Here is an 18,797-nt window from a genome sequence, read left to right as displayed (position 1 = left end):
AAGGCCGCACGGGATCGGTGCGGCCTTTCTTAGGTTCTCGCATGCGGCAAATGTTCTCGCCGGATCACTGGCAGTCTTCGGCTTCTTCGCGAGGATCGGCTCGTAACTGCCTTGTAGCAATACGGAATCTGTCAAGGTGATTGAGTCCAACGGGAGTTACGCGGCGGCCTGATCGGTATCGGGTTCGACCGAGGGCTTGTTGATCCAGACGTCGACGGGCAGGTCCAGGATCTTTGGGATGCCGGCCGTCCCGAAGCGCTCTGGATGCTGCGCACGTGCCTGAGCGAGCACGACGGCGCGTTCGGTGGCCTTCTGTCCGGCAAGACCGAAGTGCACATCCGCCGGTGTGTGCAGCCCGATCCCGGTATGGCGATGTTCGTGGTTGTACCACGAGGTGAACGCGTCCAAGACATTTCGTGCATGGTGAATCGAGGCGAAGCGCTCCGGCCACATCGGCCCGTACTTGAGGGTCTTGAACAGTGATTGAAGAATACGGATTGTCGTTCGATACCCGCGGCCGTGAATGTGAGCGGGTAACCTCGAGATCAGCGTCGCGACGGTCTTACTCGTCATCGACGTACCCCGATCCGCGTGCACCACGTTCGGAATACCGTGCACAGCAAGATTTCGGTCATCATTTCCGCAGCGAGCAATCCCGATTCCTGCGTCTGCACGTGCGCGCCCACGATGTAGCGGGAGAAGATGTCGATCATCACGTACGCGTCAAAATAGGTGCCTTTGACCGGGCCGGGCAGCTTCGTGATGTCCCACGAATACACCTGACACGGCGCGGTCGCCACCAGTTCCGGACAAGCACGGGTGGGATGACGGGCTTGGCGTCGCCGCTCTTTGACCTGCGCATTCTCCCGAAGGATCCGATACATCGTCGACATCGAACAGAGATACACGCCCTCGTCGAGGAGTTGGGCGTAAACCTCGAGCGGCGCCTGGTCCACGAACCGGTCACTGCACAGAACATCGAGGACGCCGCGACGTTCCGCCTCCGTGAGTTTGTTCTCCGGGACCCGCTCGGCAGTGGTGACGGCCGGCTGACTGATCCGACTCCTGCCCGACGACAAAATGAAAGCCCCAGTGGAACACCCCGACAGCCGAGGTCGGCTAATCAGCCATGCCCGTCCACCATCCACTGCCGCGCAAAAGAATTCAGAATGACTGAATCAGCGCATCGGTGCATTCAGGCTTAAGCATCACAGGTGTTTGTCGAGGAGGACGTTTCCTCACCGTCCGCCGACCTGCGAAGACAACCTATAGACGGCAACCGAAGTGCGATGAGTTTCGCGCTCCATGAGGAGTTCCCACGTCACCGAATCTGGTTGCCAGGAAACAAGATCGACTGTTCAGTACGAGGAGCTGCAACTGCATGCGTGTGGAGATAACCAAACAGTTGACGAAGTCCGAACGTCCAATCGGGCAGCGTCTCTGTGGGGCCTACCTCGTTGATCAGGGAACCAAGACGGCTACTGCTGATAGTGACGATGTCACCTGGCTTGTGTGTGAAGCCCTGTCCAGGCGTGTCTCGGTCGATAGTGGGAGCGAACAGCGTTCCGGTGTAAAGGGCTATGCCGTCAGGGTATTGATGATGCTCGCCCATCGTCGCTGCAACAAGTTCCTCGAAAGACCGACTGATCTTTCCGACGTTATTGGTACCGTCCAACGTGAAACCATCGTCGCCAACCACACGGAGCCGGATCTCCGTCGTCCGAACAGAATCGAGAGTGAAGTATTCGTCGACAAGCCTGATGAAGGGACCGAGCGCACTTGAGGCATTGTTGTCTTTCGCCTTCCCGAGCAACAATGCACTGCGACCCTCAACGTCTCGCAGGTTGACATCGTTGCCCAGAGTGGCACCCACAACACTGCCGACGGAGTTCACGATCAACACCAATTCAGGCTCCGGATTGTTCCACGACGAGAACGACGGAATGCCTATCTTCGAACCAAATCCCACAGATGAGAGCACTGGCGCTTTCGTGAAGACCTCGGGGTCTGGCCCGATTCCCACCTCCAGGTACTGCGACCACAGGCTCTCCGCTAGGAGAATGTCCTTGGTCACCGCCGCCTCGGGCGACCCCGGACGCAGTGCCGCGATGCTACCGCCAATCGCCTGTCCGATCAGTGCCCTCACCTCCGCCGCACGATCCGGATCACCAGAGGCACGTTCCTCGATCACCCGCTCAATCATGCTTTCGACAAAGGTGACGCCGCAGGCCTTGATTACTTGTAAGTCGACCGGAGCCAAGAGATGCGACCTCGTACCATCGCGTTTCAGCGAGGCGTCGACCAACTCCGCCACGTTCCAGCGCGGCCGCGTCGAAGCGTCGTCGATGTCGGCAAGTACGGTAGACGACTCGAGCAGTTCGGACACAGTTGCCGCAATCTCGGTGAGGTCGAAGACGTCTCCCCCACTAACAGTGACAACGCGAGGCCCGCCGGTTTCGACGTCCCACACCCGCCCGATCAACCGTGCCCGCTCCATATCGTCGGGCAATACGTGGCGGAAGCTCATAATTGGATCCTCGCCCGCTGAGGACGAATCCACTGTCCATCGACTCGCTGCGCGATTCCCCACGGGTTCGCATCCTGTACTGGTTCGGGCAGGCGGGTCTCGGGGAATGACTGATAGGCTACTGGTCGGAGGAATCGCCGGATCGCGGCGGTACCCACCGAGGTCGTCGTCGAAGTGGTCGCTGGGTAGGGACCGCCGTGATGCTGGCCGTAGCTGACAGTCACACCGGTCGGCCAGCCATTCCATAGCACTCGACCGCTGACCTCGATCAGCCGGGCGGTCAGTTCACTCACGTCGTCGGCAGGCTCGGCTTGCAGGGTCGTGGTGAGCTGGCCTTCCAGAAGCTCTGCGAGACTGACCAAATCGTCTTCAGCACCGTACTCGACAACCAGACTGGCGGGTCCGAACATCTCCTGCCGCAGCAATTCCGGATTTTCCCGGACACGCTCCGCGGTAGTTCGAAACACAATCGGTGTCGGCGTCGAAGTGAAATCACCGTCGACTACAGTTTCGACTCCGGGATCGCTCCGAATGCTGTCGACTGCCGTACGGTACCCGTCATGGAGTCGATCATTCAAGAGAGGCGTCGGTGTGAACCCGTCGAGTGAATGTACCAGCGTCGTTGTGAGGTGCTCGGTCGTTCCGGCCGGGACGAATAGCAATCCAGGCTTGGTACAGAACTGCCCCATCCCCAGGGTGAAGGACTGGGCAAAACCGGCAAGGATATCCTCGCATCGGCTGGTCCAAGCGTTTTCCGTGACGAATACCGCGTTGACACCGCCCAATTCGCCGTAGAAGGGAATGGGTTCGGGGCGTGCCGACGCACGATCGAACAGTGCGCGACCACCAGCCGTCGAACCGGTGAATCCGATCGCCTTGACCAGCGGGTGATCGACCAGAGCTTCAGCTGCGGGTCGTCCAACCACTAGCGAGAACAAACCCGCGGGCGCACCAACCGCATCGAGGGACGAGAACACAACATCTGCTGTGCGCGAGGCTAATTCGAGATGACCATCGTGGGCCTTGTGGACGACGGCACATCCGGCGGCAAGAGCTGAAGCACTGTCCCCGCCCATCACACTGAATGCAAAGGGGAAGTTCGACGCCCCGAAAACCCCCACGACACCAAGTGGAATGTTGAAGCGCCGGATATCGGGACGCGGCCCCATACCCCATGCATCATCCGCGTGGTCGATGGTTGCGTCGAGATGTTCGCCGCGCCGGAGCTCATCGGCGAACAACCGAAGCTGAAACGTCGTGCGCCGCAGTTCGCCCTGCAGCCGTACGATCCCCAGATTCGTTTCACGGGAGGCGATCTCAACCAAAACACTGGAGTCGTCGTCTAGGCCTGCGGCGACCGTTTCGAGCCACAGAGCGCGGGTTTCCGGCGCGACTACCTTAGCCTTGCCGTATGCCGCGTGCGCTGCTTCGACCTTCCCATCGAGGTCGTTCACGGTCGTATTCACGAGATCACCGTTGCATCGGTTTCCGTGGCGGTTGCACTTTCTTTCACTTCATTCCAGCCAGCACCGGCCGGAAAGACCCAGCGTTCCCGTGAAGCGGTGAGCATCTCCGCACCAATTCCGGGCAGCTTCGGCGCAGCGTAGCGGCCGCCCGTGACCTGGACAGGTTCAGCGAAGTGCTCATGCAGATGGTCAACATACTCGATCATTCGCCCCTCCTGTGAGGCACTCACGGCCGCATAGTCGAAGAAGGAGAAATGCTGCACGAGTTCGCACAGACCGACGCCTCCGGCGTGGGGGCACACCGGTACACCGAATCGTGCGGCGAGCAGCATTGTGGCGATATTCTCGTTAACGCCTGCGACGCGCGTGGAGTCGAGTTGGAGCACATCAATCGCCTCCGCTTGCAGCAACTGCTTGAAGACAATCCGGTTCGCAACGGCCTCACCAGTGGCGACGCGGGTAGGCGAAACACCCTTGCGGATATCTGCATGGCCGAGAATGTCGTCGGTGCTGGTCGGTTCCTCGATCCAGAACGGGTCGAACTTCGCGAGGCGGTTGACCCAGTCGATGGCCTCGGGTACCTCCCAACGCTGATTGGCATCTATCGCGATCGGCAGGTCACCGACCGCTTCGCGGGCGAGCGCCAGTCGACGAAGATCGTCCTCGATGCTTCCCCCAACCTTGAGCTTGATCATGGCGAAGCCGTCGGCGGCAGCGTCCTTGCTGAGTCGGACCAACTTCTCGTCGCTGTAGCCCAGCCAGCCCGGCGAAGTTGTGTATGCAGGGTAGCCGTAAGCCTGGAGGGCGTCGATGCGATCCGCCTTGCCTTCGTTCCCACGCTCGAGGATATCGAGAGCTTGAGAGGGATCGAGCGCGTTGCGAATATGGGTGAAGTCGACGACGTCGACGAGTTCCTCCGGGGCCATCGTGCTGAGCAAAAGCCACAGCGGCTTGTTCTCACGACGCGCGCGGATATCCCACAGCGCGTTGACCAATGCACCACAAGCCATTTGACTGACACCCTTTTCCGGGCCTAACCACCGCAACTGCGAGTCGTGCACCAATCGACGCGAGGCGCCGCCGAGATCGAAGATCAGTTCCTCGACGTCACATCCACGCAGCAACTGTGCGTATGTATCGATCGCGTGGGTGATGACGTCGTTGCCACGGCCACACGTGAAGACGAACCCGTGGCCTTCGTCGCCGGCGTCTGTACGGATCACTACATAAGCCGCGGAGTAGTCAGGGTCGACGTTGACCGCGTCAGAACCGTCGAGTTCGAGCGAGGTCGGAAACCGAATATCGGAAGTCGTGATGGAAACGATGCGGGACATGGTCACTCACCTTCATGGATCATATAGGAATTAAACTAATCATATACCTTGGGGGAACGGCGTCAACCCCCAGAACGGAATCCGGCAACCAACCGTCACAAAAAGGCAGATTGGCCCGCGCTGAGGTCGGCGCGAGGCGTATAAAGTCGGCACATCCAGCCTGCGTTTGACCTGCTCCGTCGCTACTGCAACACCAAGGAGCGAGAGAGGTAGCCATCCATGCCACATAAAGATGAGTCCAACTCCCCGAAGACCGCATCGAAAGCGGCTGCGGGTGAGGTCTATTCGATCCTCCGCGATTCAATCGTAGCCAGCGAGATACCGCCAGGCACCCGAATGAATATCGACGCCATAGCACGCGAGCTCGGAGTCTCGCAGACACCAATCCGAGAGGCTCTGCAGCGACTCGAGGGCGACAACCTGGTCATCTACAGCCCCGGCCGCGGGTACAGTACAACACCCCTTCTCAACCTCCCGGAACTACGCGCACTGTTCGAATTTCGCCTACTCGTCGAGCCATGGGCGGCTCGATCAGCCGCGGTAGACCGACTCGCAAACCCTGGACACGAACTCGACCAGGAATTGAACGCCTTCAAGCTCCAGATCGACAAGGGCGGCGACCTGAGACAGGACCTAGTCGCACACGACACCCACTTCCACGGCACTATCCTGCGCGCATCGGGAAATCGCGTGGTCCAACAGGCGTTCAACCAGACCCACTGCCATCTGCATACTTTCCGGCTCTATCCAGCAGATGTCGACGGATCGATCACCGTCGCCGAGCATCGCCGCGTATGGGATGCGATCCGCAATTGCGATCCAGTCGCAGCCGAACAGTCCATGGCCGACCACATACGGAACTCTTTCACAAGATTCGCCCAAGCCTTCGAAGAGACGCTACCTCCACTCGATTCGAGTGGCGCGACCACACGATCGCCAAAACTTCGCATAGCCAGATAGAGCTGGCACCACTCGCCGAATAATTCACAGGTCGGACTGAATGGTCCCTGTCGCGCGAGAACACCGGCCAGCACATGCACGTCGGGACAGCGAAAGATCACGGACAATTGCGCAACAACCCCGCGCTCACCGCTTGCCCGTTGACTCAACCCTGCCCAGCCTTGACAGTGATGGGCATCACCTGCTTCGATGTTGCCTATATGATCGAGTCGATTCATACATGATTCGAATGACCCTTCTCGGTCGATTCCAACCCTCGGTTTCCGAGTACAATTGTCTTCTCAGAGAGAACCCCAAAATGAGAACTGCAACTGGAAGCGCTTCCACTGTCAAAGCAACTCGGACCAAGACACGAATGCGCTGGGCCATCATCTGGCTCGCTTTCGTCGGCCTGAGCATTAACTACCTCGACCGGTCAAGTCTGAGCGTCGCTCTACCGTTCATGGGCGAGGACTTCCACCTCACCGCCACTCAACAAGGCCTCATCTTTGCTGCCTTCTTCTGGGCCTACGACGTATGCCAACTCGCCGCCGGCTGGTATGTCGACAAAGTCGGGCCTCGGCGTTCGTTCACCATTGCCGCGCTGTGGTGGTCGGTCTGCACCATGGCTACCTCACTAGCACGCGGATTCGGCTCACTATTCGCGGTCCGCTTCCTGCTGGGCGTAGGCGAGAGCCCAGCCCCGAGCACCTCCGCAAAAGTCGTCGCCACCTGGTTCCCGAAGAGCGAACGCGCATTCGCCACCAGCATCTGGGATTCCGGATCCCGCGTCGGCGCAGTAATCGCGCTGCCAATCGTGGCACTTATCATCTCGATCACAACGTGGCACGGAGTATTTATCATCATCGGCGCTCTCGGTGTCGTTTGGGCCTTCGCCTGGTGGAAGATATACCGCAGCCCACAGGAACACCCGCGGGTCAACGCCGCAGAACTCGCACACATCGAAGACGGCGGCGCGCGCTCCGCTAACAACGACAATGCGGCCGCCGCGAAGCTTCCCTGGCGTTCACTCTTCCGATACCGAACGATCCTGAGCATGATGTTCGGCTTCTTCTGCCTGAACAGCGCGATCTACTTCTTCATCACGTTCTTTCCCAGCTACCTTGTCAGCGAACGCGGATTCGACCTCCTCAAACTCGGCATGTTCGGCGCCCTCCCCGGCGTATGCGCCGTTGCGTGCGGCTGGCTGGGCGGGCTGGCTGCCGATAGAGCAGTTCGCCGGGGCCACTCCATCACCCGGGTCCGCAAGACCCAGATCTCCGGAGGCCTAGCCGGCGGCTCCGTCATCATGTTTGCAGCCGTCGTCCCCGAAGCATGGATGGCATTGGCGCTCTTGTCACTTGCCTACTCAAGCTTGACCATCGCCGCAACCGGAATCTGGTCCCTACCTGCGGACGTCGCACCCAGTTCGAACCACGTCGGGTCGATCGGGGGTATCCAAAACTTCGCGTCAAATCTGGCAGGCATCTTCACTCCCATAGTCATCGGGGTTCTCGTCGACCGCACCGGGTCCTACATCGCCCCACTTGCTGTCATCGGGGCTGTCGCGCTCCTCGGCGCTGCAAACTACCTGTTCCTCATGGGAAAAGTTGAACCGCTAAAGGTTCCTCAAACCGCATGAACCCACATCAGACCTCCCTGAGGTTCACCCCGGATGGTGGACACCGAGATAGCGGGACCGAAGGTTCCGCTGGGAGGATGTCCTCATGTCCCGCAAGCGCAGGTCGTTCACGACCGAGTACAAGGTCGAAGCCGCCCGCCGGGTGATCGATTTCGGCCGCACCATCGCCGAGGTCGCCCGCGACCTCGGATTGAGCGAGAACCTGCTCGGGCGGTGGGTCGCCGACGAACGACGACGCATCGATGCTGCTGCAACGTCCGGAGATCAACCGTTGACCGCCGCGGAACGTACCGAACTGGCACGACTGCGCAAGCAGGTCTCCGAGCAGGAGAAAGACATAGCGTTCCTGAAAAAAGCGTCGGCGTACTTCGCGGCGCATCAACAAAAGTAGAGCTCTACACGTTGATCGCTGCGGAGTGCGCGAACTTCGCGATCCACTTCGATGGCGCGACTCCTCAATGTCTCGACCTCCGGCTTCTACAAACACCAAGAACGCAGTGTCCGAACACGATTGGGTGAACGGCAACAGAGGCGCGCGGACCTGGAAGTGAAGATCCTCGACATCCACAGAGAATTGAAAGGTGTGTACGGGTCCCCGCGGATCACTGCCGAACTTCACGACGGCGGGGAGATTATCACCGAGAAGACCGTCGCGAAGATCATGCGGTCACTCGGCATCGTCGGAATCAGCCCGCGCACGTTCAAAATCCGTACCACCGTCGTCGACCCGTTTGCTTCCTTTCCGGACGACCTGGTGCAACGACGGTTCGATCAGGGCCGCGTCGACGCCGTGTGGACTTCCGGCATCACGTACCTGACCTGCGGTGAAGGCGACATGTACCTGTGCGCGATCAAGGACGAGCACTCGAAGAAGGTGCTGGGATGGTCGGTGGCCGATCACATGCGGACCGAACTGGTCATCGAAGCCCTGGACATGGCGGTAGCAGCTCGCGGCGGAAATGTCGCCGGCACAATCATGCACTCGGACAGAGGAAGTCAATATACGGCCGACATCATGAAGCAGGTGTGCGAACGGTACGGGCTGCGCCGTTCGATGGGAGCTACCGGAATATGCTGGGACAACGCCGGCGCGGAGAGTCTGTGGTCGACGTTCAAGCACGAGTACTACTACCGACACACTTTCGCATACGCCTCTGAATTGATTGCTGCAGTTGACAACTGGATGCACATCTACAACACCCGCCGCAGGCACTCCACGATCGGGATGCTCAGCCCCACGAACTACGAAGAGTCAGTGACCGCGACCTTGATGGTCGCGTGACCACGGCGGGCACTGTCTTTCGAGGACCGGGCCGCGGTGTTTCTGCGCGCGGCTGACCTACTACCCGGACCGTGGCGCGAAACTCTTTCCGCGGCAACCATGCTCGGACAGTCCAAGACCGCATATCAGGCCGAGATCGACACTCCGTGCGAACTGATCGACTTCTGGCGCTTCAACGTCCACTTCGCTCGCCAGATCCTCGCTGACCAACCGATCTCCTCACCCGGCGTGTGGAACAAGCTCGAATACCGATCCCTCGAAGGTTTCGTCTACCCGATCACCCCCTTCAACTTCACCGCGATCGCGGGCAATCTGCCCACCGCGCCGGCGCTGATGGGCAACACCGTGGATTGGAAACCATCGCCGACCCAGGCCGTCGCCGCGTACTGGACGATGAAACTTCTCGAGGCCGCGGGACTGCCACCCGGTGTGATCAACCTCGTCAACGGCGCCGGCGCCGAGGTCTCCGATGTCGTCCTCGCCGACCCGCGCGTGGCCGGAATCCACTTCACCGGGTCCACCGCCACCTTCCAACACCTGTGGCGTCAGGTCGGAAACAACATCGCGAACTACAACAGCTACCCACGACTGGTCGGCGAAACCGGCGGCAAGGACTTCGTCCTCGCCCACAGCTCCGCCAACCCCGACACCCTCACCACCGCGCTGCTGCGCGGCGCGTTCGACTACCAGGGACAGAAATGCTCGGCTGCCTCCCGCGCTTTCATCCCGAAGTCGGTATGGACGAAGATGGGCGACGACTTCATCGACCAGGCATCCACACTCGAATACGGTGATGTTACGGACTTCTCGAAGTTCGGTGGCGCCGTCATCGACCAGCGTGCTTTCGACCGCAACGCCGACGCTATCGCCCACCTCAGTCGAGAGGCCCCGGATGGTGGTGGTGATCGGCGCAACCGTCACCCGAGACATATGGGGACGCACTAACTCCCGGGTAAGCAGGAGTACAGGGCGAACTGTGTCCAGCTTCGCTTCGTGAATCGGTCGCATCAGATCAAATCCGCTGATACATCAGCTATATGTGTTGCGAGAGCATCCAAATCATCCTCACCCGAGTCCTGGGTGAGGATTTCCGCGTCCCGGGCAGCGATCTGCCTGCGGCGTTCACGCTCGAGCGCCCGCAACACCAACGCGGCGCGCGATGACGCGCGATGACTGCTCACCTCATCATCGAGAAAAGCAACCATCTCGTCGGGTAACCGCACCGCGATCTGAGTACTCATACCAGAACGGTACCGTATTGGGATTCAGATGGATCCCATCAACATGCCAGGTGTAGGTTCTCATTCTTCTTTGCGCTTTATCACGGACTCTGCGTCGATTCTGCGTTTACGCAAAATCGGTGCGAATGTTGGGCGGCGTGTCTGCGGTCTGCTTCTGTCTGGAGACGAGAGGGTCGTCGGCATGACACAGATGAGTGACGTGCGGTCGGATTCCGTTGCTGGACCAAGTGAGGTCGATGTCGCAGTGCGTTACCGGCGTAGTGACGGCCGGTTCGCCGATACTTCGATGCAGAGGCTTCCGGTTGACGACGTTCTGGCCGGGCTGCCGGTACGGGAGTTCCGTTCGTATCGTGGCCGTAGGCACTATTCGGGCTGGTATTGGTCGGCGACCACGGGTGGGCACGTGGTCTACGAGAGCCGCTTGGAGCTTGCGAGACTGATTCTGGCAGATCAGGACTCGGATGTGGTGGCGATTGCCGCCCAGCCGTTTCTGATGGAGGGTTTTGATGGTGTGCGAACGCGGCGGCATGTGCCGGATGTGTTGCTGTCACATGCCGACGGCGCGGTGACGGTTGTCGACGTGCAGGCTGCGTCGCGGTTGGCCGATCCGGCGGTGGCCACTCAGTTGGCATGGACGAAGCATGTGTGCGAACGGCGAGGCTTCCGGTTCGAGGTGTGGTCGGGGGCGAACCCGGTGCGGTTGGAGAACCTGCGGTTCTTGGCTGGGTATCGCCGGACATTGGTGACGGCTGATCTTGTGCCGCTGGTGCTCGAGGCGGCGTCCGCACCGATCTGCATCGCGGACTTGGAGCGGCGACTGTCGGACGCACGACCACGAAGCCTTATCAGGCCGGTGGTGCTGCATTTTTTGTGGCAGTCGCGTTTGGCTGCGGATCTGTCGCGTCCGTTGGACGGCGGGACGGTTGTGCGGGCGGGGGTGTCGGGATGAGCGCGCGGACGGTGACGGTCGCGGCCGGGATCTCGGTGCTGTTGGACGGCGAGGTGGCGCGGATCGTCGAGTTCGACGGCAGGAAGGTGGCCGTTCGCCACTCCGACGGACGCTACAGCAGCGTAGATCTGGCCGAGTTCGTTTCGCGGGCACGCGGTTTGGATCATGCCGACGACGACAGCGATCCGGGGCTCGTGCTGGGTGGCTTGTCGACGGCCGAGCGTGAGCGGGTCGCACAGCGTGCCGCCCATGTCCGGGAGGTTCTGACCGGCTACACCGCGGGTCATGCCGCGGCGGCGAGGGTCGGCGAGCCGCGTGCGGCATACGCCGACGGGGTGCCGCTGGGGGCCCGGTACGCCGCCAAAGCGGCAGAGTTGTCGATGGGGGTGCGCACGGTGGAGTACTGGGTGGCGGCCTATCGGGATGCCGGTGAGGCCGGGCTGGTCGATGACCGCCGCCGTGGCCGCGGCTCGACGGTGGATCCGCGCTGGGAGGCGGCGGTGGTCGCGGAGCTGGCGGCGGGGGTGTCGGTCTCGACACCGACTCGCTCGGCGGTGCTGATGCGGGCGGCCGAGCGACTCGAACGCGAGCACGGGGTGGCAGTGGTGGCTCTGCCGTCGCAGGCGACTGCTTATCGGCGGTTGGCTGAGCTGGTCAAGGGCACGAACGCGGTGAGCGGGTCGGCGAAGGCACGGCGGTCGATCGCCCAACGCCCGAAAGGGGTTTACGGCCGCCTGCGCGCCACGCGTCCGGGTGAGTATCTGATTCTGGACACTCAGGATCTGGACGTGTTCGCGATGGAACCGGTGACGTGTCGGTGGGTGCGGGCGCAGCTCACGGTCGCGCAGGATCTGTTCGACCGGCAGATCCTGGGGTTGAAGGTGACCCCGGTGTCCACGAAATCGGTTGATGTCGCGAGTGTGTTGTTCGAATCGGTCACCGGCCGCAGCGCGGGGAGCCCGGCGCTGGGGCCGGTGCACGGGTTGCCGGAGCATCTGGTGTTCACCGAGGAGAACACCGGTGCCGATGCCGAGATCTGGTGCCCACCCGAGACCCTGGTGATCGATCACGGCAGGGCGTTCCTGTCGGCGCATGTGATCGGGGTCTGCGCTCGATTGGGGATCTCGATTCAGCCGGCCCAGCCACGAAAGCCAACCGACAAGCCCACGGTCGAGAGGTTCTTTCGGTCGTTGAGGGAGGGTCTGATACAACATCTTCCGTCCTACAAGGGACCGGATCTGCACAGCCGCGGAGAAGGTCTCGAGGAGCAGGCGTTCTTGTTCCTGCATGAGCTCGAGGATGTGATCCGTGATTGGATCGTGACGGTATATCACCCGAGTGAGCATGACGGGATCGCGCTCGCCGAGTGGCCGAATCTGGCGATGTCGCCGAATGACATGTTCGCCCTGGGCATTGTCAAGGCAGGATTGCTACGTATTCCGGCCACACCGGAATTGGTGTTCGAGTTTCTGCGGGTGCTCTGGCGGACGGTCCAGCATTACGGCGTCGACATCGACGGGCGCCGCTACAACGGGCCGGCGCTGGACAGCCACCGCAACGCAACCAGCCCCTACGGTGGTGTCGCGGCGGGCAAATGGCCGATCCGCGTCAACGACGACGATGTTCGGCACGTCTACTTTCAAGAGCCCGAAGACGGGAGCTGGCATCAGCTGGTCTGGGAGCATGCGCCGATGCTAGGCACCCCGTTCTCGTCCGAGGCGGCCAAGTACGCGCGGATGCTGGCCACTCGCACCGATCGGTTCGCCGACCCGGCCGCCGCGCTTACGCAGGTGTTGGGCAGGTGGGCCGCCGGTGAGGTCACCGATCGGCGAGAACGCCGCATGGCTGCGCGGTTGTCGGCCGAACGCACGGGACTACATACGCTGGCCGACGTCCAGTTCGCCGCGCCGGAAGCACCCGAGCTTCTCTCGCTCTCAGCCGCAGACATCAGTGGTGATGACGACGTGGAAGCCGAACTGCTCGATGACCTCGACGGCTTCTACGACGACGCGCTGGAGGTACTCGAGTGAGCAGCTCCTACAGTCTCTCCCGCAAGGACGGCTGGCGGCGGTTCGTCGACAGCGCGCCCCGCACCCGGCCCGACACCCTGACCTCCACAGCGTTGTCTGCCTTGGGGGTCGACGCCCGCCACGACTGGCACGCCAACTTCGGCACCATCGCCACCCCGCAGCTGAAGGCGGTGCGCGACGAGCTGGAGCTGATCGTGGCCTCGAATCGTCAAGCCCCCGACCGTGTTCGCGGCGCGGCGGTCATCGACGGATTCCCCGGGCTGGGCAAAGACGACCATCGTCAACCTGTTCGGCCGTGACTACCACCGCCGGGCGCTGCGCCGCCGCGGCTCGGTCACCGAGTCCGGTGACCGAGCACATTCCGGTGTTCCGGGTCGGTCTGACCTCGAACACCACACTGCGGACGTTGAACAAGATGATCTGCCAGTTCTACGGGCACCCCGGCGCCGATCGAGGCAGCGCCGCCCAGTTGGCCACCTACGCCCTGGACTGCGTCCTCTCGTGTGATTCGCGCGTCGGGATCATCGACGACATTCACTTCATCGACCAGAACAGCCGCGACGGGCTCGCCGTCAGCAACCACCTGAAATGGCTGGCCAACGAGCTACCGGTGACGTTCATCTACGCCGGAGTCGGTCTCGGGGAACGGAGATTCTTCGAGGAGGGCCTGTCCGGGCCCTCGGCCGCGCTGGCGCAGAGCGCCCGGCGCTGGACCCGCCTCGAAGTCGGTACCTTCGCCCACGACCGGCACTGGACATCCCTGATCAAGGCGGTCGACAAACGGTTGGTACTCACCCGCGGGCAGCCCGGACAGCTCGCCGGCCTGGCCGACTACCTGTTCGTCCGCACCGGCGGACACATCGGGTCGCTGATGACCCTGATCAACCGCGGCGCCTTCAAAGCGATCCGCACCGGAGCCGAGGCGATGTCACAGGAGCTGCTCGACACCGTCCGCATCGACGAAGCCTCCGAGAAGGCCCGCCATCGGCTCGAAGCCGCGACCCGCACGAGCGGCGAACGCAGGCGGGTAAGGCGATGACCGCGGTCACCACACTGCCGTTACGGACGCCCATCGCCACCGGGGAGAGCCTCGATTCCTGGATCGACGCACTCGCCCGCCGCAACGACACCTCTCCGCGGGAAGTGCTGCGCGCCTTGGGTATCGATCACCCCGGTCAGTCGATCCGCCAGCTGGTCGATGAAACTGATTCCGCGCAACTGCGCCGCATCGAAGCCGCTACCGGGCTGCCGCCCCATCGTCTCGACACCGCGACCGGACCCGCCGACCCCGTCGTCGAACGGCTATCGATGAATTCTTCACGGTTCTGCCCGCGCTGTTTGACCGAGACCGACGGGCGCTGGCAACTGTCGTGGCGGTCGAGTTGGGCGATGGTCTGTGGGCGGCACCGACTGCTGCTCCACGACACCTGCCCCGGACCGGGCTGCCGCGCGGCACCGCGAGTGCAGATCGGCGGCGGCGCCACCGCACCGCCGGCGGGGATCTGCACCCACATCAACGACCGGACCCGGCTACGTTGCGGCGCCGAGCTGTTCACCGCGGCGGGCCTGCCCTCCCCCGACGATGTCCTCGATGTCCAGTCCTGGATCGATCAGCTGGTGGCCACGGCCCGCGAACCGGGCTCCGATCCGGCCCACGCGACGCTGACCGATCTGCACCTGGTCGTGACCTGGCTGCTGCGCCTGGACGACGCCGCCGCAATCACCGCAGCACACGCCGTGAACCCGCGTCGCCGACCGACCCCACCACAACCGCGCAACGGCAGCCCACCGCGTCTCGATGCGGCACTGACCGCGGCGCTCCTGACCCGCGCCAGGACCGTCCTCGGCGACGACGAGACCACCGCAATCGACGAGCTGCGCACCCTGATGACGAAACACACTAGTCCGCAACGGGTCTCGCCACCATATTTCACCAAGCGACGCTTTGTGGTCATGCCCAGCCAGTTTCCCAACCGCTACCTGCGCGCCGTCGACGCCGAACTACCCGGAGCCGTCCGGCTGCGCATGCGAACCGTCACGCCCTCAGCCGCACCACCGCGCGCCGACGGGGCGACGCGCGTCCGGATGCTGCCGCAACTGTTCTGGCCCGACTGGACCGGCCTTCTGCTGCCCGTCGCAGGCGGCTCCCACACCGACCTGTTCCGAGCAACTCTCAGCGTCCTGATGACGATTCCCGGTGATCCCTCCGCGCGGATGGACACCCACGCCGGGTTGTTGAACCCACGCGTCACAGCCCTCAACCTGACCACCATCCTGCAAGGGTTCGACAACCTTCCCACCGGATCGGCGCTCACCGATGTCCTCGTGCTGCTCTGCCGCATCACCGAACACCTCGACCAACACGGCACGCCGATCGACTACCAGCGGCGACGCGAGCAGATCCCCGCTGAAAGCCTTACCTGGGCCCAGTGGCGTGACCTCGCCTGTTCGGTCGGAGCGCACCCCGGCAAGCACCATCAAGGTCGGCTGCGGCACGCCCAACGTCACCTGCACCAGCTGCTGTCCGGTGCCGACCTCGCCGACCGCCGCCACCGACTGGCGTTCCGCAGCCCCACTGACCGCGGCACCTACGTCGAGTTCACCACTTCCATGGCAGCGCCGCTGCGCCGAGCCCTACACGAACACGCCGAATCCCTGCTGGTCGACCTCGGCATCGACGAACCATTGACCTGGTCGCCACCACCTGACCTCGCCGACGGCCTCGCCCTACCGGGCATCGATACCGGCGACCTCGATACCGACAAGGTCAGTCGCCTCGTCGTCGACGAACACCGTTCCTTGCGGGAGGCTCCCGAGGTTCTCGGCGTCCGCCCCGGGCACGTCCGCATCGCGATAGAACGTATCGACCAGCCTTGACCGCACCCCACACGGACACACACTGCTCCGCGAACTCGGCACCGTGCACGTTCACCCACTTATGAGCGCCGCCCTACATGGCTGCAACGCCCCAGCCATGCCCGACGCGAAGACCCTCGCACACGCGGTGCGCGAAACAATGACACCACCACGAAAACCCCTCCCCCTCAAACCCTTCGGCGACACCCCAGTCGAGCGGCTGCAGATGACCCACACCACGCTCACCCTGCTACGCCTCCTCACCACAACCGATGCCGAGGAGTTCGATGGCAACGGCTTGCACGAATGCACCGGCATTCACCACAGCACCCTCTACCCGCTCCTGAGAAGCCGCGAACAAGCCCGATGGCTCACCAGCCGCGGCGAAGACGAGGTCGACTGGCTCGCGGGCGCTCCACCCGGATACGGACCAGGACGACGCCGCACCTACTACCGACTCACCCCGAACGGGCGCCGCGCGGCTCTCCGCGAACTCAACACGTCAGGAAAGCGCAAAAACGATGAGAAACCAAGAGCGACAAACCTATGAGAAACCGCACCATCCGCCCAGGCCAGCCGCGACCAGACCGCAAAGAAGGACGAGAACCTACAAGGGCTCCTGACTTACGACAACTCGAGCGACTACACATGGGGCAAGCACTTTTGAGCGCTGCACACAATCACGTGGCGGACACCAGGAACCCGCAAGAACGGTCCCATGCGACGAGAGCTTCGCCCGCACTGCAGGGGCGGCCACAGAGAATGAAGCGGCTTTGCCAACTCCAAACGCTCCAATTCGTCTGCGATTGCAGGCATTCAACGCAACGCGGCCGACCAGCGAGTGATGAGATCTCGATGTGAAGGTTGCGACGTGGGGGTCATAGCCGAATGTTTGGGATCCTCGCTTTGGTGATCGCTGCCGTTACTGACGTGGTCGACGCGAACACTTCCGCAAGGTCACGGCGTTCGGAGGATTGGTGCACCGGCCATTTCGCAATTCCTCAGTGTTGCGACTCAACTGGGTCGATGTTGCAATCCTGCCGCGACGTTCCTCGTAATCGGCTGGTGCACCAACTTTGGAGTGGTATCTGGCTCAGTTCACGGCCACAAGGTCATCGGCGTCTGCGGAATCGACATCTGACTCTCGCATATCTATTAGGGGCGGGTTTTCGAAGCCTGCCGCACGGGCAGCGGCGTCGAACTTTTCGTAACGGCGCCACGATGTCGATGCGGCAACGGGTGGGGTGGAAGTCTGGGCGATGGCTTCCCATGTGAGTGACGGATCTGCGAGTTTGCAGCGTGCGGTCGCTTTGACTGCTTCGGGTAGGTCAGATTGTGCGATGAACCAGTCGAGGTCCGCAGATAGGTCCCGCTTCTTTGCGCGCGGGTTCATTGTGCGGGGGTGAGCGTCGTCGGCCGAGTCGTGCCCTTCAAGGTCCTGGGACGTGAGGTCTTGCGTTGATTCCTTCGGGGACATTCGTGCAACGCCATTAGGTGCTCTGCTGGTGTCGCCACGCTCGATGAAGGAATGCGGGGCTTGGAACGCATCATTTTCGTCGATCTGCTTCTTGTAGTCGGCGTATGCAAGACCGGTTGCCTTAATCAGGATCCCGAGTCCATGGGTGAATGCAAGGACGAGTGCTGGCGGAATGATCGCGATGAGAGCAGCGATGGTCGGGTCAAGTGGCACGTAACCGATATTCGTTCCTGCTGCTACTTGGTTTTGCGCTGCGGACGCTGCATGAAATGCGTGGTATGCGTTACCCAGGATGCTGATCGCGACGACTGTGACTGCTAGTGCAATGTAGAAGCCTTTGTCCCAGTTGCTCATTTTGAGCTTGCTCAGGATGACGATCGCAATTGTGGATCCAAGTATTGCGCTGTCAACGATGACGGGGAATATCCATGCAAGGTTTTCGGGCAGAGTTCCTTGTCGGGCGAGGTCGCGTTGCACGGCAAACGAAAGGACGAATGCGCCGGTTGTGATGCCGATTGCGATCACGATTGCGATGAGAAGTGCGGCGATCAGTGCGCCAAGCTGGATCCGCGCAGCGCGCAGACTAAAATCACCCATGATCGGGTTTTCCTTCCTAAGGGGTGTTCTCGGTCCGGAGCCTCGCTGGTTGCAGCCGGCGGGGCTCCTCTTTGCATTTTGCGGTCTTTCCATCGGTAGTTATGGTTCCGGCTTCCGGACCATTTCGCCGTGTGTTGATCGTGGGTGTCGAGTAGAGGGTGCTGACGTAGTCTCCGATGCGCCGAAGCCGTTCACGTTTTCGCCGCCCCTGGAGGCCAGGTTTTGCGCACAGTCCGGAGCGAAGACACGACGCCCGTTCTGCATTGCGCCATGCATGAAATGGCGCTCTCAGACGAAACGTACCGTCTACGTCACGTGCAACAGACGTTCCTATCCCAGCAAAGATCCGCGTGCCGCCGCTGATTGCTGGATGCGTCCGGTCACCGTCTGCGTGAGATTCGGATCGTTACATTGCGGGTATACGCAGTGGCTTGCGCGACATGATTTCTGGAACCAC

At 62.0% G+C, this 18,797-nt stretch carries 15 protein-coding genes and 3 pseudogenes; 11 read left to right on the top strand and 7 right to left on the bottom strand.

Annotated elements, in window-relative coordinates; all coding sequences use genetic code 11:
• Positions 1 to 156: 156 nt before the first annotated feature.
• The 4 genes and pseudogenes from EEB13_RS32190 to EEB13_RS29950 all read right to left on the bottom strand — a co-directional run.
• Positions 157 to 1,037: pseudogene (locus EEB13_RS32190) on the bottom strand (transposase); the annotation flags it as partial.
• Positions 1,038 to 1,321: 284 nt separating this feature from the next.
• On the bottom strand, positions 1,322 to 2,527 hold the full coding sequence (locus EEB13_RS29960; RefSeq protein ID WP_045063486.1) for a fumarylacetoacetate hydrolase family protein: 1,206 nt from the start codon (positions 2,525 to 2,527) through the stop codon (positions 1,322 to 1,324).
• Positions 2,524 to 3,993: an aldehyde dehydrogenase (NADP(+)) gene (locus tag EEB13_RS29955; protein WP_045063488.1), complete on the bottom strand. Its 1,470-nt coding sequence runs from the start codon at positions 3,991 to 3,993 to the stop codon at positions 2,524 to 2,526. The genes EEB13_RS29960 and EEB13_RS29955 overlap by 4 nt, the downstream gene beginning before the upstream one ends.
• A complete protein-coding gene (locus EEB13_RS29950) occupies positions 3,990 to 5,327 on the bottom strand; it encodes an enolase C-terminal domain-like protein (protein WP_045063490.1) in 1,338 nt (445 codons plus the stop codon). Before EEB13_RS29950 ends, EEB13_RS29955 begins: the two co-directional genes overlap by 4 nt.
• Before the next feature lie 219 nt (positions 5,328 to 5,546).
• Here EEB13_RS29950 and EEB13_RS29945 point away from each other — a divergent pair, with 219 nt between their 5' ends.
• The 5 genes and pseudogenes from EEB13_RS29945 to EEB13_RS29925 form a co-directional block, all read left to right on the top strand.
• The gene (locus EEB13_RS29945) at positions 5,547 to 6,287 is read left to right on the top strand and encodes a GntR family transcriptional regulator (protein ID WP_045063493.1); all 741 of its coding nucleotides are present in this window, start codon (positions 5,547 to 5,549) and stop codon (positions 6,285 to 6,287) included.
• A 298-nt stretch (positions 6,288 to 6,585) separates the two neighbouring features.
• Positions 6,586 to 7,908 (top strand): MFS transporter, encoded by a 1,323-nt coding sequence (locus EEB13_RS29940; protein WP_045063729.1) that lies wholly within the window; start codon positions 6,586 to 6,588, stop codon positions 7,906 to 7,908.
• Between the two features lie 85 nt (positions 7,909 to 7,993).
• A complete protein-coding gene (locus EEB13_RS29935) occupies positions 7,994 to 8,299 on the top strand; it encodes a transposase (protein WP_045063496.1) in 306 nt (101 codons plus the stop codon).
• Positions 8,300 to 8,350: 51 nt separating this feature from the next.
• Positions 8,351 to 9,190, top strand: a complete 840-nt coding sequence (locus tag EEB13_RS29930; RefSeq protein ID WP_141486944.1) for an IS3 family transposase — start codon at positions 8,351 to 8,353, stop codon at positions 9,188 to 9,190.
• 6 nt (positions 9,191 to 9,196) lie between these two features.
• Positions 9,197 to 10,060 (top strand): annotated as a pseudogene (locus EEB13_RS29925) (aldehyde dehydrogenase family protein); the annotation flags it as partial.
• Here EEB13_RS29925 and EEB13_RS29920 read toward each other — a convergent pair.
• Positions 10,061 to 10,198 (bottom strand): annotated as a pseudogene (locus tag EEB13_RS29920) (type II toxin-antitoxin system PemK/MazF family toxin); the annotation flags it as partial.
• Complete coding sequence (locus EEB13_RS29915; RefSeq protein WP_141486943.1) at positions 10,198 to 10,431, bottom strand: YlcI/YnfO family protein; 234 nt, start codon at positions 10,429 to 10,431, stop codon at positions 10,198 to 10,200. The pseudogene EEB13_RS29920 and the gene EEB13_RS29915, both read right to left, overlap by 1 nt.
• Positions 10,432 to 10,612: 181 nt before the next feature.
• Here EEB13_RS29915 and EEB13_RS29910 point away from each other — a divergent pair, with 181 nt between their 5' ends.
• The 6 genes from EEB13_RS29910 to EEB13_RS32180 all read left to right on the top strand — a co-directional run bounded on the left by EEB13_RS29910 (position 10,613) and on the right by EEB13_RS32180 (position 16,816).
• Positions 10,613 to 11,380 (top strand): TnsA-like heteromeric transposase endonuclease subunit, encoded by a 768-nt coding sequence (locus EEB13_RS29910; RefSeq protein ID WP_239654558.1) that lies wholly within the window; start codon positions 10,613 to 10,615, stop codon positions 11,378 to 11,380.
• On the top strand, positions 11,377 to 13,410 hold the full coding sequence (locus EEB13_RS29905) for a helix-turn-helix domain-containing protein (protein ID WP_045063503.1): 2,034 nt from the start codon (positions 11,377 to 11,379) through the stop codon (positions 13,408 to 13,410). Before EEB13_RS29910 ends, EEB13_RS29905 begins: the two co-directional genes overlap by 4 nt.
• Positions 13,407 to 13,709: a hypothetical protein gene (locus EEB13_RS32185; protein ID WP_261984685.1), complete on the top strand. Its 303-nt coding sequence runs from the start codon at positions 13,407 to 13,409 to the stop codon at positions 13,707 to 13,709. Before EEB13_RS29905 ends, EEB13_RS32185 begins: the two co-directional genes overlap by 4 nt.
• A gap of 47 nt (positions 13,710 to 13,756) precedes the next feature.
• On the top strand, positions 13,757 to 14,449 hold the full coding sequence (locus EEB13_RS29900; RefSeq protein WP_261984684.1) for a TniB family NTP-binding protein: 693 nt from the start codon (positions 13,757 to 13,759) through the stop codon (positions 14,447 to 14,449).
• Positions 14,446 to 16,287 carry a TniQ family protein gene (locus EEB13_RS29895; RefSeq protein ID WP_261984683.1) on the top strand — a complete coding sequence of 614 codons (1,842 nt, stop codon included), beginning with the start codon at positions 14,446 to 14,448 and terminating at the stop codon, positions 16,285 to 16,287. The genes EEB13_RS29900 and EEB13_RS29895 overlap by 4 nt, the downstream gene beginning before the upstream one ends.
• A gap of 97 nt (positions 16,288 to 16,384) precedes the next feature.
• A complete protein-coding gene (locus EEB13_RS32180) occupies positions 16,385 to 16,816 on the top strand; it encodes a PadR family transcriptional regulator (RefSeq protein WP_239654560.1) in 432 nt (143 codons plus the stop codon).
• A 543-nt stretch (positions 16,817 to 17,359) separates the two neighbouring features.
• On the opposite strand, the gene EEB13_RS29890 is transcribed toward EEB13_RS32180, so the two are convergent.
• Complete coding sequence (locus EEB13_RS29890) at positions 17,360 to 18,340, bottom strand: DUF2637 domain-containing protein (RefSeq protein ID WP_045063505.1); 981 nt, start codon at positions 18,338 to 18,340, stop codon at positions 17,360 to 17,362.
• Positions 18,341 to 18,797: the final 457 nt, after the last annotated feature.

This window comes from Rhodococcus sp. WS3, from assembly GCF_003797085.1.
In the GTDB taxonomy this organism is placed as follows: domain Bacteria; phylum Actinomycetota; class Actinomycetes; order Mycobacteriales; family Mycobacteriaceae; genus Rhodococcus_F; species Rhodococcus_F globerula.
The sequence above is the reverse complement of the archived record's forward strand: the minus strand, read 5'-3'. Positions and strand labels throughout refer to the sequence as shown.

Coding starts and splice junctions, on each gene's coding strand:
- EEB13_RS29910 (WP_239654558.1), top strand. CDS start 10,613: ATGACACAGATGAGTGACGTGCGGTCGGATTCCGTTGCTGGACCAAGT.
- EEB13_RS29960 (WP_045063486.1), bottom strand. CDS start 2,527: ATGAGCTTCCGCCACGTATTGCCCGACGATATGGAGCGGGCACGGTTG.
- EEB13_RS29905 (WP_045063503.1), top strand. CDS start 11,377: ATGAGCGCGCGGACGGTGACGGTCGCGGCCGGGATCTCGGTGCTGTTG.
- EEB13_RS29935 (WP_045063496.1), top strand. CDS start 7,994: ATGTCCCGCAAGCGCAGGTCGTTCACGACCGAGTACAAGGTCGAAGCC.
- EEB13_RS32180 (WP_239654560.1), top strand. CDS start 16,385: ATGCCCGACGCGAAGACCCTCGCACACGCGGTGCGCGAAACAATGACA.
- EEB13_RS29895 (WP_261984683.1), top strand. CDS start 14,446: ATGACCGCGGTCACCACACTGCCGTTACGGACGCCCATCGCCACCGGG.
- EEB13_RS29945 (WP_045063493.1), top strand. CDS start 5,547: ATGCCACATAAAGATGAGTCCAACTCCCCGAAGACCGCATCGAAAGCG.
- EEB13_RS29950 (WP_045063490.1), bottom strand. CDS start 5,327: ATGTCCCGCATCGTTTCCATCACGACTTCCGATATTCGGTTTCCGACC.
- EEB13_RS29930 (WP_141486944.1), top strand. CDS start 8,351: ATGGCGCGACTCCTCAATGTCTCGACCTCCGGCTTCTACAAACACCAA.
- EEB13_RS29915 (WP_141486943.1), bottom strand. CDS start 10,431: ATGAGTACTCAGATCGCGGTGCGGTTACCCGACGAGATGGTTGCTTTT.
- EEB13_RS29890 (WP_045063505.1), bottom strand. CDS start 18,340: ATGGGTGATTTTAGTCTGCGCGCTGCGCGGATCCAGCTTGGCGCACTG.
- EEB13_RS29940 (WP_045063729.1), top strand. CDS start 6,586: ATGAGAACTGCAACTGGAAGCGCTTCCACTGTCAAAGCAACTCGGACC.